Raw genomic sequence first — 14580 nt, forward strand, 5'->3', positions numbered from 1 at the left:
AAAGGTAGCGTATCTTGGTATGATACGCTACCTTTTTATTTTTCTCTTTTTTGCAGTTCATTTACTGTTACGAATTGATACCCCTTTTTAGATAAAGAGTCTAAAATACCTTCAATGGTCTGCAGATTTTCATTAGATTTATCGTACATAGAGTGCAATAAAATGATAGAACCAGGTTTTATATTCTTGTTGACGTAGTCAATTTTGTCAGTTGCAGATTTATAAAAAGTATCAGGTTCAAGATTCCATGTGATAGTTTCAATATTATTTTTGTTTAAATAGTATGGTAGTCCTATTAGTTTCTTACCGTTGGGTGGCCTAAAATCAATTTCGTCGGTAAATCCTGTTTGGCGAATTAATGAATTTGTGTTTTCTATTTCTTCTTTAATGAAAGAAGGTGATTTAAAAACCATTCTGTTATGAGAATATGTATGATTTCCAAGTTGGTGTCCAGATTGAACAATCGCTTTACCTAATGGTAAATTGTTTTCTAATTCGTTTCCGATAACAAAGAAAGTAGCTTTAGCATTGTACTTATCTAGCAGTGGTAGTATTTGTTTTACATTGTTAGTAGGGCCATCATCAAAAGTTAAAGCAATCACTTTTTCATTCGTTTTAATGCGATTTGTTAAGTCTCCAAATAATTGAAAGCTTCTTGCGTTCATTAATTTGTATGTTCCGAATAAAGCTGTAGTAATAATGAATATTGTAACTATTGTAATGATTATTCTCTTCTTCATAACGCAACCTCACTATACTTTTTGATTCGATTAAAAAGTATTATATCAAACTGTGTAACTTGTTGCTTCAAAAATTGTGAAGATGCAAGGAGAGGGAATTTATCATATAATAAAATGCAAAAGGTATATTAGGAGGTGCTTATATGGCGATTACAATTCAATTGCCAGACACTGCAGCGTCTCATGCAAAGCCAAGTATGGAAATGGCGATACTTTGCGTGAGGTAGACAAGTAATATACAATCAATCGCCAAAATGAGCTCGTATCATTTTTTATATTTGGCTTTGCACCTTATTGAAATGAACCATAAAAAATAAGGGGCGAGCAGAAATGAAATACGTAAAGGCTAAGGCCGTTTTACCGGAAAGTTTAATTGCTGAAATTCAAAAGTATATACAAGGTGAAACAATTTACATTCCAAAACAAGAAACAAAACATTATAAATGGGGTACACGATCTGGCGGAAGAAAACAACTGGATGAAAGAAATAAAGCAATTAAAGACGCTTTTAAAAGTGGAATTGCAATTCATCAATTAGCAGAAGAATATTTTCTTTCCGGAGAAACGATTAAAAAGATTGTGTATTCTAAATAAACAAAAGTAAAAGAGTCTGATTCGAATATTATTTTGAATCAGACTCTTTTTACTTTGTATGTATTGAATATGGATGGGCATGATAATATCAAAAATGCAACGTCTATGTATTAAACAGAATACATAGAGTGCGGGTTAAAGCAGAAAGGTGAATAACTATGAATCATCTTGGACAAATAACGATAGAGCTTTTAGTTGGTTTTTTTGTTCTATTAATTGCTACAAAAATATTAGGGAAAACACAAATATCTCAGCTAACGCCTTTTGATTTTATTTCTGCTATCGTTCTTGGTGAGCTTGTTGGAAATTCAATATATGATCCTAAAATTAAAGTGTGGTCTATTTTATATTCAGTATTTGTTTGGGTCATATTAATTTACACAATAGAAGTGATAACGCAAAAAATAAGAGGAACAAGAAGGTTTTTTGAAGGATACCCTTCTATTATCATTCGTAATGGGCATATTGACCGAGAGCAATTAAGTGCAAATCATTTGGACATCAACCAATTACAGCAAATGCTAAGACAACAAAAAGATATTTTTTCAATCCGAGAAGTTGAATATATGATATTGGAACCTAACGGAAACATAAGCGTTCTGAAAAAAAGTAAATATGAAACTCCCAATATAAATGATTTAAGTTTAAAACATAAGCCAGTATACTTACCCATTTCATTAATTAGTGACGGAAAAGTAGTTAAGGATAATTTGAGGGAAGCAGGTTTTGATGAGGGATGGCTTTATAAGCAAATTAAGCAAAAAGGGATTACTAAATTTGAGGATGTATTATATGCGGAATGGAAAACAGATGATGGATTTTTTTGTCAGGAGATGAAAAGATTAAAATAGTAATAAAAAAACAATTTCTAGAGGCATGTCTATGCAATGTTCATTTCTAAATTATCTTTTACATATCAAAAAACTGAATCATTGTATACAATAAAACTAGATCAACAATTTGTATGGAGTGATAAAGATGGAAGCTTTTATTAGAAGTGATCAATATAATTTTATAAAGTCACAAGCTTATATTTTAGCAAATGGACATGCGACGGCAAATGATAGAGGAGTAATTCAAGCGTTAAAATCACTTGCAATTGAAAAGATAATACATGTATTTGAGAATTTAACGGATGAACAGAAAGAGTTAATTGATACGGTATTAACAGTTGAAAATAGAGAAGATGCAGAATCGTTTTTACTGAAAATAAATCCGTATGTAATACCATTTCAGGAAGTTACAGCACAAACGTTAAAAAAATTATTTCCTAAGGCGAAAAAATTAAAACTTCCTGATATGGAAGAAATTAATATGAAAGAAACGTCTTATTTAAGCTGGATTGATAAAGGAACAAGCAGGAAATTTATAATTGCAAAAAACAATAATAAGTTCGTTGGTCTACAAGGAACGTTCCAAAGCATAAATAAAAAAAGTATTTGTTCATTATGTCATGGGCATGAAGAAGTAGGGATGTTTTTAGTTGAAATAAAAGGAAAAATCCCAGGAACGTTTGTTAAAAAGGGCAATTATATTTGCAAAGATGGTGTTGCTTGTAACCATAACATGAAATCGCTTGATAAATTACAGGATTTTATTGAGAGATTGAAGAAATAAATAGAAGACCTCTAGTACTTAAACTGGAGGTTTTTATTTTTTGAAGAAGTAGTAATAGATTTCCTTTGTAGATGTAGATTAAAAATAAAGTTTGATAAAAATATCTATTTCAATACAGTTGCTTATTTTGAAGGAGGTAAAACATGGATTACATTTCACCGAAAGATGAGGTGTTAAAGGTGAAACGGTGGCCTAAAGATACGATAGCGGCCGGTCGTGGTCATACCGTTGCTCTTAAATCGGATGGCACGGCGGTAGCAGTGGGGCGAAATAAAGAAGGTGAATGCAATGTAAGCGGCTGGCGTGATATTGAAGCGGTCGTGGTGGGGAATGTTCATATGGCGACGAACACAGGTAATACTCATACAATCGGTCTTACAACTGACAGTACTGTGGTAGCAGTGGGGTGGAATAAGCATAACCAATGCGATGTAAACGACTGGAATAATATTGTAACAGTGGCGGCGGGTTGGCGGCTTACCATTGGTCTTAAATCGGATGGTACGGTGGTAGCAGTGGGGCGAAATAAAGAAGGTGAATGCAATGTAAGCGGCTGGCGTGATATTGTGGTGGTCGCAGCAGGCGACTGGCATACTATCGGCCTTAAATTGGACGGTACGGTGACGGCTATGGGTAATAATCGGTATGACCAATGCAATGTCAGTGGCTGGAGGGATATTGTGGCGATAGCGGCAGGCTATCTTCATACCGTTGGTCTTAAATCAGACGGTATGGTGACGGCTGTGGGTAATAATAAACATGGTCAACGTGATGTAAGTGATTGGCACGATATTGTGGCGATAGCGGCAGGGAGTAATCATACAATTGGTCTTACATCTGACGGCATAGTGACGGCTGTGGGTAATAATAAACATGGTCAATGTGATGTAAGTGATTGGCGCGATATTGTAGCGATAGCGGCGGGTTGTGCCCATACAGTCGGTCTTAAATCAGACGGCACGGTGGTAGTAGTGGGTGATAACGAATATGGCCAATGCGATGTAGACAGCTGGCACGGTATCCGACTGCCCAGCAATTAGTTTTTAATAACAACAAGCCAGAGAATCACTGAACGAGTTAATGGGTATTGTTCTAGAAATAAGTTTATTCAATTAAGTGGTGCTTGTACCGCTTTGTCCATTTATCTGAACATCAATCTATTAATTACAAGATTTTTTCAGGATGGCGGCATTAGTTTAGAGTCATTTGAAAAATTAATACGTTCCGAACGTGCAATGAGAAGTGAATGGACGATACAACCATTTTGTCAGTCTAAATATTTGTTGATGAGGAATAACAATATTTACTTTACAACAAATCACCAGTAATATTATTCTATTTCAGGAGTAATTATGGAATAAGATATGTAGAAAATAATCAAGCTTAAATCTACTGAATAAGAATCCTTTTTCAAAAGGGGTTCTTATTTTTTTCATAAAATGAGAGTTCACATGGTATTTTTGAACAAACTTTATTCAAAGCTACAGTAGAAGATATAATTTACAAATAAAGCATAGGAGAGGTGAAGAAATGTTTAAAAAGTTTTTACTTTCTTTACCAGATTTTTCACTTGTATGTATCGTTCTCTACATAACGTACACAACTTCTCTTAGTTTTGGAACGATGTTATTAATCGCGATTGCAATCGGAATAATTGGTGGTCTTGCTATAAGAATATGTACGGATTTATTCACATTCATCAAGTGGACAATCAAACAAAGGAAACCTTGAATATGTTTAATAGCTATAAGGAGGGAATGAAATGACGAAGAAAAAGAATAGAGTGAAAAACGAGATAGTACTTTGGACATTAACAGCGATTGGTCTTTTAATTGTATGGTACTTTTCTCAAAGATAAAAACGCATCGTACTTTTAAAAGAAAGCACGATGCGTTTTTATTATTTTTTTTGCCAATTTTCTTTTATGAAATCTTCACGACCAGATTCTTTACGCTCGGTAGCATATTTCTCTGGATTCTTTTTATAGAAATGTTGGTGGTATTCCTCTGCTTCATAAAAAGGTGCAGCTGAGCGAATTTCAGTCACAATAGGATTTTTAAACATACCGCTTTCTGCTAGAGTTTGCTTCGATTTTTCTGCAAGTTCTTTTTGTGTTTCATTATGATAAAAAATTGCTGTGCGGTAAGAGGGACCACGATCGAAAAATTGTCCGCCGTCATCAGTTGGATCAATTTGTGGCCAATATAAATCTAGTAATTTTTGATACGGGAAAATAGAGGGATCAAATGTAATTTGAACGACTTCTAAATGTCCCGATGTCCCTGATTTTACTTGTTCGTATGTTGGGTTTTCTATATGACCACCCGCATAACCAGAAATGATTTTTTGAATGCCAGGAAGCTCGTCAAATGGCTTTACCATGCACCAAAAACAACCGCCTGCGAAGGTTGCGAGTTCGTATGTTTTTTCGGACATTGCTGTAATCCTCCTAAATGTATATGTTTTATACAGTATTATATAAATTGTTTTATTGCGCAATAAAAAAGATTTGAAAATATATGTTTTTTATAAACAAGATCCTCCGCTCACATCGATCAATTGTCCAGTAACCCAGCGGCTATCAGGAGAAGCGAGAAATGCAGCGGTATCGGCAATGTCTTCTACTTCACCTAATCGATTGAAAGCTGAAATGTTAGTAGCGTACTGTTTCATCATTGGATCGATCAAGAGTTCCGCATTCATATCTGTTTTAATGAAGCCTGGAAGTATTGCATTTACAGTAATACCTCGTGCGCCAAGTTGTTTTGCTAGAGTGAAAGTCATTGTGTTAATTGCACCTTTCGTCATACTATATGCAACGAAATCAGGTAAAGAAATGCGAGTTGCGGCTGATGAGATATTAACAATCCGGCTATTGTCACGTAAACGCGGTAGAGCTTGTTGGATGATGAAGAATGGTGCTTTTGCATTTACTGAAACGATTCTATCAAAAAAATGTTCAGTCGTTTCTTCAATAAAAGCACCAGGTCCAATTCCAGCGTTGTTTATTAAAATATCAAATTCCGTTCCACCAGTTCGATTTTGCAATTCAGTATCTAAAGAGTTATATAGATTTTCTACACCGTGTAAAGATTCAAGATTTGCACCGATAGAAAAAGCTGATCCGCCATTTGATTGAATTTCATGAACAGTTTCTTCAGCATCTTCTTTTCGGTTACCATAATGAACAGCAACTAATGCACCGTCGTTTGCTAAACGCTTTGCGATAGCACGTCCAATTCCTCGGCTTGCTCCAGTAACTAATGCTATTTTACCTTTTAACATAGTTCTCTCATCTCCTCATAAATTTTTTATATGTTTTTAAGTTGTTTTTCTTTATGTAGAAAAGCAAACATACTTAAGTAATATATGAGTACGTGTAAGGAGGTCATTCCAATTTTGTTTTGAGAAAAAATAAATAACTTTTTAGTATATGAATTGAGATTGAAAAATAAATTTTCAAAAAATATATTGACAATGAAAAGAAGAAAGTCCTATAATACGTTTAATAAATAAAAGTTAATTGAGAATTTTCTGACTTTATATCTTGTATATGCAAAGAAGAGGAAAGTAGATGATTATGATCGTTTCAGAGAGCTACTCCAAGGCTGCGAGAGTAGTAACCATCGAATCATTGAATATCACCTCGGAGCATCGCTTGCGAAAGGGAAACTGAGTAGAGGGCGGCGGCATCGTCTCCGGTAAAAGGACGGGGGTCTGATTGGACCTACAGAGCTTATATTTCGTGAGAAGTGTAAGGAAGCTGAGTGGTAACGCGAAACTCTCGCCTCAGCAATCAAAGCTACTATTAAGTAGTAGTTGATTGCTGAGGTGAGAGTTTTTATTTTAAAAAATAGATTAAGTAAGAGAAAAAATGTGTAAGAAGGGATTTGACAAGATGAGAAGTGACATGATTAAAAAAGGTTTTGATAAAGCTCCGCATCGTAGTTTATTAAAAGCAACTGGTTTAAAAGATGAAGATTTTGATAAACCGTTTATAGCAATTTGTAATTCTTTTATTGAAATTATTCCAGGTCATAAGCACTTAAATGAGTTTGGGAAACTTGTTAAAGAAGCAGTGCGTGCAGCAGGCATGGTTCCATTTGAATTTAATACAATTGGAGTAGATGATGGGATTGCGATGGGCCATATCGGTATGCGTTATTCGCTTCCGAGTCGTGAAATTATTGCAGATTCAGTAGAAACGGTTGTAAATGCACACTGGTTTGACGGAATGATTTGTATTCCGAACTGTGACAAAATTACACCAGGTATGATGATGGCTGCACTTCGCATAAACATTCCAACTGTTTTTGTTTCAGGTGGACCGATGGCAGCTGGGAAAACATCTAAAGGGGAAGTTGTCGATTTAAGTTCTGTTTTTGAAGGGGTAGGAGCCTACCAATCTGGGAAAATTTCAGAAGAAGAATTAAAGGATATTGAAGATCATGGCTGTCCATCTTGTGGTTCTTGTTCCGGTATGTTTACAGCGAACTCTATGAACTGTTTATGTGAAGTGTTAGGCTTAGCTCTTCCTGGTAACGGGAGTATTTTAGCAATTGATCCAAGACGTGAGGAGTTAATTAAACAAGCAGCAGAAAAATTGAAAATTTTAATTGAAAGAGATATTAAACCACGCGACATTGTAACAGAAGAAGCAATTGATGATGCGTTTGCACTTGATATGGCGATGGGTGGATCAACGAATACAGTATTACACACGTTAGCACTCGCGCAAGAGGCGGGGTTAGATTACGATATGAACCGCATTGATGCAGTTTCAAGGCGTGTACCGCATTTATGTAAAGTAAGTCCAGCTTCTAATTGGCATATGGAAGATATCGATCGAGCAGGCGGGATTAGTGCAATTTTGAAAGAGATGAGCCGAAAAGAAGGGGTACTTCACCTTGATCGTATAACTGCTACTGGGCAAACGTTACGAGAAAATATCGCTCATGCAGAGATTCAAGATAAGGAAGTGATTCATTCTCTCGAAAATCCTCATAGTGAAGAAGGGGGATTACGTATATTAAAAGGAAACCTTGCGAAAGATGGAGCGGTTATTAAAAGCGGAGCAACCGAAGTAAAACGATTTGAAGGACCTTGCGTTATTTTTAATTCACAAGATGAGGCGCTTGCCGGCATTATGCTTGGGAAAGTTAAGAAAGGAGACGTAGTTGTCATTCGCTATGAGGGGCCAAGAGGCGGACCTGGTATGCCGGAAATGTTAGCACCAACATCAGCAATTGCTGGTATGGGATTAGGAGCTGATGTTGCACTTTTAACTGATGGTCGCTTCTCTGGTGCTTCACGTGGTATTTCAGTAGGGCACATTTCACCAGAAGCAGCTGCGGGAGGAACGATTGCACTTCTTGAAAAAGGAGATATTGTATGTATTGATGTTGAGGAACGCTTGTTAGAAGTAAGAGTTAGTGATGAAGAATTAGATAAACGTAAAAAAGAATGGAAACGACCGGAACCAAAAGTGAAAACTGGCTGGCTTGGACGTTATGCGCAGATGGTAACATCGGCGAATACAGGTGCAGTTCTAAAAATCCCAAATTTTGATTGAGCCAATTTAAAAGAGATAAGGATGATACGGAATGGTGCAAAAGGTAAAGGAGAGAGTGAAAATTGAAGATATCTTAATGGCTCATAATTGCATGAAAGATATCGTTATTAAAACACCGTTACAACGAGATTCAGTTTTATCTGAGAAATATGAATGTGATGTATACGTTAAGCGAGAAGATTTACAAGTTATTCGTTCTTTCAAAATTCGTGGTGCGTATAATTTAATTCAAAGTTTACCGAAAGAAAAGTTACAAAATGGTGTTGTTTGTGCAAGTGCTGGTAATCATGCACAAGGAGTGGCTTATACATGTAATTTATTGAAGATTTCGTCAAAGATTTTCATGCCGACAACGACACCTAAGCAAAAAGTATCACAAGTTGAATTTTTCGGTGGTGATTTCGCAGAAATTGTATTAGTTGGTGATACATTTGATAGTGCTTTCCAAGAGGCGCAGCGCTATTGTGTGGAAAATAGGATGACATTTGTTCATCCGTTCGATGATCCGTATGTCGTTGCTGGTCAAGGAACAGTCGCTGTTGAAATTATGCATGATATGGAGAAACCAGTTGATTATATATTTACAGCAATTGGCGGTGGTGGATTAGCATCTGGTATTGGTACATATGTAAAGGGGGTTAGTCCTACTACAAAGGTAATCGGTGTAGAACCGATGGGAGCTGCATCTATGAAAGAAGCTTTTCTTCAAAATGAAAATGTTGCATTAGAAAAGATTGATAGTTTTGTTGATGGAGCAGCAGTTAAGAAAGTAGGAAAGTTAACTTTTGAAACTTGTAAAGATGTAATTGATGACATTGTTTTAGTACCAGAGGGAAAGGTTTGTACAACGATTTTAGAATTGTATAAGAAAAATGCGATTGTAGCTGAACCGGCTGGTGCGCTTTCTATTGCAGCACTTGATCTATACAGAGATGAAATAAAGGGGAAAACAGTTGTATGTACGTTAAGTGGTGGGAATAATGATATTGATAGAATGCAAGAAATGAAAGAACGATCCCTTATTCATGAAGGATTAAAGCACTATTTCATCATTGAATTTCCTCAACGTTCAGGAGCACTGCGAGAGTTTCTTGATAAAGGATTAGGACCGGAAGATGATATTACTCGCTTTGAGTATATTAAGAAACATAATAAAGAAAATGGTCCAGCTTTAGTGGGGGTAGAATTAAAACATAGGGAAGACTATGAAGCTTTAATTACTCGTTTTCAAAAAAATAACATTCAATTTGTGGAGCTTAATAAAAATCCTGTGCTGTTTGATTTACTTATTTAATAAAAGAAAAGAGTTAACATACAATTATACTTGAAATAAAAAAGATAGATACAAGCGGCGGGAAATATTGCTTGTTCTATCTTTTTTATTCTTTGAAAGTTAAACGAAATACGTTCCATATTTAAGAAGGATAAAGCTAGTTAACCAAAAAAGTATTGCAATACGAATGATTATGTACATTGTAAATTCAAAGGGAGAAAGTTTTCTCTCTCGCTTTATTTTTCTTAGAAGTCTAACCGAAAAAACGGAACATAAAAGCAGGATCGCTATAGATAGTTCATACACTTTTTCTAGCAGACTTATATTTTCTAACAAGTTTTTCAGCATATACATCACCTTTTTGTAATGTATATCACAGAGAAATGGATCTCATGCTGTTTAGTTGCGTTTGTTTATTATTTTCCCAGTATCATCAATTTCTACATCAGTTGAAACCGTTTGTAAATATTGTAGAGCTTTTTTCTTTTCTTCTTCATTTACAGGGGAAACTTGGTTGTTGCGAATGATGTAAGGATTGAATGACATTTGGACATCTTTTCCTTTAAAGGTTAAAGTTAATACGCCAGTTTCGGCGCTTTTTCCATTCACATAACTTGGGAATAAAAAGTTTCCTAATGAGTAAGCGATAGGCACTTTATTATAATACTCAAACCCTTGTAACCAATGCGGGTGACTTCCAACAATCGCATCAGCACCCGCCTCTACCATTTTCGGAACATATTGTTTCTGGTATTCTATCGGGCGATTTGATTTTTCGACGCCCCAATGCATATAGACGATTACATAATCAGCATCTTTCTTTTGCTCGTGAATTGTTTTTGTTACAAGATCTAGATCATATCCGTTTGCAACGCCGGGTTTATTGTCACCAGCTACCCAATTAAAGTTAGGCATAAAGCGTACAAAGGAAAGAAATTTAAACTTTTTTCCTTTTACAGTTAGTTCACGAGCTGTATAGGCATCTTCAACATTTTTTCCGGCTCCAGTGTAAGGTAGTTTTAACTTTTCGACGTGAGAAATGGTGTCTAGTAGTCCATCTTGTCCATAATCAAGCGTATGGTTATTGCCAATGTTTACGATGTCATATCCGGTGTTTTTAATGGCTTGTAGTGTGGATGGATCACTTTTAATCCAAAATTGTTGCCCAGGTACTTTTTTTTCTCTCGTTGTAAATGCTGACTCTAAATTAACAAAAGAAATATCAGCTTTCGTTATTTCTTCTTTTACATGTTGAAACGGATAATCAGCCCCATTTTTTTCAATTACGGGACGTAATTGCCAATCGAACATTGTATCACCAGAGAAGGTGAGCGTGATTTCTGGGTCTTCTATTTTCTTTTCACTTTTTGAGGCCGTTTTACTAGAATTGTTTTGCATATCGGGTTTGTCTTTCGCTTTTGAAATAAAAGTGTAATTGATTAATAAAACAATTGGTGTAATGAAAAAGGCTATTAAAATAAGTCGTTTTAATAAAGTTTTCATAGCTACCGTCCCTTTTGGTTTTGTCCCGCTTTGTTCAACTGATAAAAATCTATCACTGACTAAAGGTTCCCTGTATACCGTAATCGTGAACTTCCATAATGAGTGTAGTGGAAATAACGTATAGATAGATTCATAGATGCTAAAAAAGCGGGTTGTTAGTAATGGAAATCACTTGTTAATATTCTCAATATTAAGTTAACATATAGGTAACCTTTAAAGCAATGTGTAATCCAGAATATAGTAATAAAGAATGCAGAGGATGGAGAATGTAATATGGTTATATTAGGAGCAGTTGTAAATGGAGTCTGCATTATAATTGGAACTTTGTTTGGTAAATTATTTAGTAATATTCCAGAAAGTATGAGAGGGACGATTATGCATGCAATTGGTTTAACGGTTGCTGCACTTGGACTTCAAATGGCATTGAAGAGTGAAAATTTTCTCGTTGTGATTTTAAGTTTAGTTATTGGGGCGGTAATTGGAGAATGGCTACAATTAGAAGAAAGATTAACACATTTAGGAGAATGGCTAGAAAATAAAGTTGGATCGAAAGGTAAAGGAAGTATATCAGAAGGTTTTGTAACAGCTACGCTTATTTTTGCAATCGGCGCAATGGGGGTACTTGGAGCATTAGACAGTGGGATTCGCGGAAATCATGATATTTTATTCACAAAGGCGATTATAGATGGATTCATTTCTATTATATTAACGACAACTCTAGGAATTGGCGTAGTATTTTCAGCGATTCCAGTGATTTTATATGAGGGAGGTATTGCAGTTTTTGCAACGCAAATTAATAGTTTTGTTCCAAAAGAATTAATGAATCAATTTATAGTGGAAATGACGGCTACGGGCGGTATTATGATATTCGCCATCGGATTAAATTTACTTGGATTTATTAAAATTAAAGTGGCAAATTTACTTCCAGGCATATTAATGGTTGGAGTGATTGTTTCTATTATATATGGTTATGGTTTGATAATAAGTCATTAGGGGAAGGGATATAGATGGTGGAATTCCAATTTACAAAACGTGCATATAAAATATTGGAGATTGCAGCAGGGGAGGCTGAGTGTAATAAAGGAATTATTCATCCAGTTCATCTATTTATAGGAGCTTGTAAGGAAGGTACTGGAGTTTGTGCGGAGTTACATATGTATTTATTTCACACGGTGGGTATGGATTTTTTAGCAAAAATATCGTTACTCCAACAATATTATGCAAATGAAATAGAATACATAAATGTTGGGGAGTTTAAAGTTTCAAATAAGACGATAGAAGTTTTAAGAATAGCGAAGAAACGGAAGGAACGTTTTCAGCAAGTATTAATAAATGAAGGACATGTTTTATATGCGATTTTTCAAGGGGATACAGTTATTGAAAAGGTTTTAAGTAAAAATGTGCAAAAAGATGTATTGCAAATTACATCTGAGCCAAGAGACTTAACCGTTGCTTTAAAAAGATTTAATCCTATTTATAATAATTTAAGCTGTAATATTAGAAGAGCGATCTTTTCTGATTTTGAAAAGTTAGCACGTTTTGTTAAGGATGAATTTGGTGAGCGTTGGTTAAAATCTTTAGATTATGGATTTCGGACATATAAAGAAGAGTTACCTATTTTTATTGCGGAGGAAGGAGGAGAAATTATTGGTTTCGCTTGTTACGATGTTGTGAGAGGAAAGAAAGGGTTGTTTGGCCCTATGGGTACAGCGAAACATAATCGTGTGAACGGTGTTGGGAAGGAATTGTTACATCATTGTTTATATAGTATGAAGCAAGATAGATATGAATATGCAATTATTGGACAAGCAGGTCCGATTGAGTTTTACGAGAGAAGTTGTAATGCGAGTTTAATACAGATAGAGAATAATTAACCAACTTCATATAGGGGAGTTGGTTTTATTATGAAAACGTTGTAGGAATGTAGTGATTCTTACTAGAAAATAGCGGGTTTTATAGTAAATCTTACATGTAAAGCAAATTACTAAACTTTTTCTAGAAAACGGTGTAGAATGGGGAGCGAAAGAAAGAAGGTGTGAAAATGGCCAGCTGGAAACGAAATTTAATGATTTGTTGGCTAGGTTGTTTTACCACTGCAGCCGGTATGAGTTTAGTAATTCCTTTTTTATCTTTTTATATTGAGGAATTAGGGGTGACCGGCACTTCTAGTATTGCACAGTGGTCGGGACTTGCATTTGGTGTAACATTTTTAATGGGTGCGATTGTATCACCGATATGGGGAAAACTCGGTGATATACATGGACGGAAATTGATGCTTATACGTGCTAGCCTTGGTATGGCGATAATTATGACGCTTATGGGGTTTGTGACGGACGTGTATCAACTAGTCGCACTTCGGTTTTTAATGGGAGCGGTATCTGGTTTCCTTTCTACAGCGATGACATTTATTGCTGCAGAAACTCCGCAAGAACATTCAGGTTGGGCAATTTCTACAATCTCAACTGGAGGCGTGAGCGGTTCATTACTTGGGCCGATACTCGGAGGTTATTTGTCAGAGTTAATCGGAATGCGCCATGTTTTTCTAGTTACAGGAGCTTTCTTATTCCTTTCCTTTCTTATCGTCTTTTTCTTCTTACATGAAGAGAAACATTCTGCTAAAGCAAAAAAGGCACAGCCGAAAAAAGTATGGACGATGGTCCCTGCAAAACATTTAATAATAAGTTTATTTGTAGCAACGTTTATTATTCAGCTTGCAAATATGTCGATTCAACCTATTATTACGTTGTACGTAAAGCATTTGGCAGGACCAGGAACAGATCATATTGAAATGATTGCAGGTGCAGTCATGTCTGCGACAGGATTAGCAGTTATTTTAGCAGCTCCTAAGCTAGGAAGATTATCAGATCATATTGGACCTCAAAAAACGTTAGTTGTAGCGTTGTTTGCTGCAGGAATTATTTTTATCCCGCAAGCATTTGTAACCTCAGCTTGGCAACTATTAATTCTTCGCTTTTTATTAGGTATTGCACAAGCAGGACTATTACCTTCCGTACAAACTCTACTAAAACAACATACGCCAACCCATGTAACGGGACGAATATTTGGATATAATCAATCGTTTCAGTTTTTAGGAAATATGATTGGACCAGTACTTGGCGGACAAATTGCAGCTCATGCGGGATTCCAATATGTTTTCTTCTCTACATCATCATTATTATTTATTGCATGTATTTGGGTTTATTTTCATAGTAAGAACGCAGAGGTATCAGAGAAACAACATTTGGAAGTTAGTTAATTAGGTGAATAAACAGTAAAAAGGA

15 protein-coding genes and 1 other annotated feature are annotated in these 14580 nt (G+C 35.6%); of the genes, 10 read left to right on the forward strand and 5 right to left on the reverse strand.

The annotated features are described in order from the left end of the window. Positions 1 to 35: 35 nt before the first annotated feature. Positions 36 to 740, reverse strand: a complete 705-nt coding sequence (locus EXW56_RS09040; protein ID WP_088098934.1) for a polysaccharide deacetylase family protein — start codon at positions 738 to 740, stop codon at positions 36 to 38. 330 nt (positions 741 to 1070) lie between these two features. Between EXW56_RS09040 and EXW56_RS09045 the strand changes: the two genes are divergently transcribed. The 5 genes from EXW56_RS09045 (at position 1071) to EXW56_RS09065 (ending at position 4682) form a co-directional block, all read left to right on the forward strand. Next, the gene (locus EXW56_RS09045) at positions 1071 to 1334 is read left to right on the forward strand and encodes a CD3324 family protein (RefSeq protein ID WP_000878314.1); all 264 of its coding nucleotides are present in this window, start codon (positions 1071 to 1073) and stop codon (positions 1332 to 1334) included. Between the two features lie 158 nt (positions 1335 to 1492). Beyond that, positions 1493 to 2185, forward strand: coding sequence for a DUF421 domain-containing protein (locus tag EXW56_RS09050; protein ID WP_002158372.1), 693 nt, complete (start codon positions 1493 to 1495; stop codon positions 2183 to 2185). Positions 2186 to 2312: 127 nt separating this feature from the next. Continuing rightward, positions 2313 to 2951: a FusB/FusC family EF-G-binding protein gene (locus tag EXW56_RS09055; protein ID WP_002200929.1), complete on the forward strand. Its 639-nt coding sequence runs from the start codon at positions 2313 to 2315 to the stop codon at positions 2949 to 2951. A gap of 143 nt (positions 2952 to 3094) precedes the next feature. Then, a complete protein-coding gene (locus tag EXW56_RS09060; protein ID WP_215597379.1) occupies positions 3095 to 3991 on the forward strand; it encodes an RCC1 domain-containing protein in 897 nt (298 codons plus the stop codon). A 490-nt stretch (positions 3992 to 4481) separates the two neighbouring features. Further along, positions 4482 to 4682 carry a hypothetical protein gene (locus tag EXW56_RS09065; protein ID WP_002200927.1) on the forward strand — a complete coding sequence of 67 codons (201 nt, stop codon included), beginning with the start codon at positions 4482 to 4484 and terminating at the stop codon, positions 4680 to 4682. Positions 4683 to 4850: 168 nt separating this feature from the next. On the opposite strand, the gene msrA is transcribed toward EXW56_RS09065, so the two are convergent. Together msrA and EXW56_RS09075 are read right to left on the reverse strand one after the other, a co-directional pair. Further along, positions 4851 to 5387, reverse strand: coding sequence for a peptide-methionine (S)-S-oxide reductase MsrA (gene msrA / locus EXW56_RS09070; RefSeq protein WP_002200925.1), 537 nt, complete (start codon positions 5385 to 5387; stop codon positions 4851 to 4853). A 90-nt stretch (positions 5388 to 5477) separates the two neighbouring features. Beyond that, on the reverse strand, positions 5478 to 6236 hold the full coding sequence (locus tag EXW56_RS09075; protein WP_002200924.1) for an SDR family oxidoreductase: 759 nt from the start codon (positions 6234 to 6236) through the stop codon (positions 5478 to 5480). A gap of 264 nt (positions 6237 to 6500) precedes the next feature. Next, positions 6501 to 6746: a binding site (T-box leader), on the forward strand. Positions 6747 to 6849: 103 nt separating this feature from the next. On the opposite strand from EXW56_RS09075, the gene ilvD reads away from it, so the two are divergent. Both ilvD and ilvA read left to right on the forward strand, forming a co-directional pair. After that, positions 6850 to 8523: a dihydroxy-acid dehydratase gene (gene ilvD / locus EXW56_RS09080; protein ID WP_002200923.1), complete on the forward strand. Its 1674-nt coding sequence runs from the start codon at positions 6850 to 6852 to the stop codon at positions 8521 to 8523. Between the two features lie 31 nt (positions 8524 to 8554). Continuing rightward, entirely contained in the window at positions 8555 to 9817 is a 1263-nt protein-coding gene (gene ilvA / locus EXW56_RS09085) for a threonine ammonia-lyase IlvA (RefSeq protein WP_002200922.1), read from the forward strand. Positions 9818 to 9916: 99 nt separating this feature from the next. On the opposite strand, the gene EXW56_RS27555 is transcribed toward ilvA, so the two are convergent. Both EXW56_RS27555 and EXW56_RS09090 read right to left on the reverse strand, forming a co-directional pair. Next, positions 9917 to 10144 carry a hypothetical protein gene (locus tag EXW56_RS27555; protein ID WP_080013725.1) on the reverse strand — a complete coding sequence of 76 codons (228 nt, stop codon included), beginning with the start codon at positions 10142 to 10144 and terminating at the stop codon, positions 9917 to 9919. A gap of 51 nt (positions 10145 to 10195) precedes the next feature. Then, positions 10196 to 11299, reverse strand: a complete 1104-nt coding sequence (locus EXW56_RS09090) for a CapA family protein (RefSeq protein WP_002200921.1) — start codon at positions 11297 to 11299, stop codon at positions 10196 to 10198. 273 nt (positions 11300 to 11572) lie between these two features. Between EXW56_RS09090 and EXW56_RS09095 the strand changes: the two genes are divergently transcribed. The 3 genes from EXW56_RS09095 to EXW56_RS09105 all read left to right on the forward strand — a co-directional run bounded on the left by EXW56_RS09095 (position 11573) and on the right by EXW56_RS09105 (position 14555). After that, on the forward strand, positions 11573 to 12292 hold the full coding sequence (locus EXW56_RS09095) for a DUF554 domain-containing protein (protein WP_002200920.1): 720 nt from the start codon (positions 11573 to 11575) through the stop codon (positions 12290 to 12292). 14 nt (positions 12293 to 12306) lie between these two features. After that, positions 12307 to 13173 carry a GNAT family N-acetyltransferase gene (locus EXW56_RS09100; protein ID WP_002202430.1) on the forward strand — a complete coding sequence of 289 codons (867 nt, stop codon included), beginning with the start codon at positions 12307 to 12309 and terminating at the stop codon, positions 13171 to 13173. 167 nt (positions 13174 to 13340) lie between these two features. Next, a complete protein-coding gene (locus EXW56_RS09105) occupies positions 13341 to 14555 on the forward strand; it encodes a multidrug efflux MFS transporter (protein WP_215558300.1) in 1215 nt (404 codons plus the stop codon). The last annotated feature ends 25 nt before the right edge of the window (positions 14556 to 14580 follow it).

Source organism: Bacillus mycoides (assembly GCF_018742245.1).
GTDB classification, from domain to species: Bacteria; Bacillota; Bacilli; order Bacillales; family Bacillaceae_G; genus Bacillus_A; species Bacillus_A cereus_U.

Excerpts from the sequence above, each read along its gene's own strand:
- EXW56_RS09040 (WP_088098934.1), bottom strand. The coding sequence starts at position 740 with ATGAAGAAGAGAATAATCATTACAATAGTTACAATATTCATTATTACT.
- EXW56_RS09045 (WP_000878314.1), top strand. The coding sequence starts at position 1,071 with ATGAAATACGTAAAGGCTAAGGCCGTTTTACCGGAAAGTTTAATTGCT.
- EXW56_RS09050 (WP_002158372.1), top strand. The coding sequence starts at position 1,493 with ATGAATCATCTTGGACAAATAACGATAGAGCTTTTAGTTGGTTTTTTT.
- EXW56_RS09055 (WP_002200929.1), top strand. The coding sequence starts at position 2,313 with ATGGAAGCTTTTATTAGAAGTGATCAATATAATTTTATAAAGTCACAA.
- EXW56_RS09060 (WP_215597379.1), top strand. The coding sequence starts at position 3,095 with ATGGATTACATTTCACCGAAAGATGAGGTGTTAAAGGTGAAACGGTGG.
- EXW56_RS09065 (WP_002200927.1), top strand. The coding sequence starts at position 4,482 with ATGTTTAAAAAGTTTTTACTTTCTTTACCAGATTTTTCACTTGTATGT.
- msrA (WP_002200925.1), bottom strand. The coding sequence starts at position 5,387 with ATGTCCGAAAAAACATACGAACTCGCAACCTTCGCAGGCGGTTGTTTT.
- EXW56_RS09075 (WP_002200924.1), bottom strand. The coding sequence starts at position 6,236 with ATGTTAAAAGGTAAAATAGCATTAGTTACTGGAGCAAGCCGAGGAATT.
- ilvD (WP_002200923.1), top strand. The coding sequence starts at position 6,850 with ATGAGAAGTGACATGATTAAAAAAGGTTTTGATAAAGCTCCGCATCGT.
- ilvA (WP_002200922.1), top strand. The coding sequence starts at position 8,555 with ATGGTGCAAAAGGTAAAGGAGAGAGTGAAAATTGAAGATATCTTAATG.
- EXW56_RS27555 (WP_080013725.1), bottom strand. The coding sequence starts at position 10,144 with ATGCTGAAAAACTTGTTAGAAAATATAAGTCTGCTAGAAAAAGTGTAT.
- EXW56_RS09090 (WP_002200921.1), bottom strand. The coding sequence starts at position 11,299 with ATGAAAACTTTATTAAAACGACTTATTTTAATAGCCTTTTTCATTACA.
- EXW56_RS09095 (WP_002200920.1), top strand. The coding sequence starts at position 11,573 with ATGGTTATATTAGGAGCAGTTGTAAATGGAGTCTGCATTATAATTGGA.
- EXW56_RS09100 (WP_002202430.1), top strand. The coding sequence starts at position 12,307 with ATGGTGGAATTCCAATTTACAAAACGTGCATATAAAATATTGGAGATT.
- EXW56_RS09105 (WP_215558300.1), top strand. The coding sequence starts at position 13,341 with ATGGCCAGCTGGAAACGAAATTTAATGATTTGTTGGCTAGGTTGTTTT.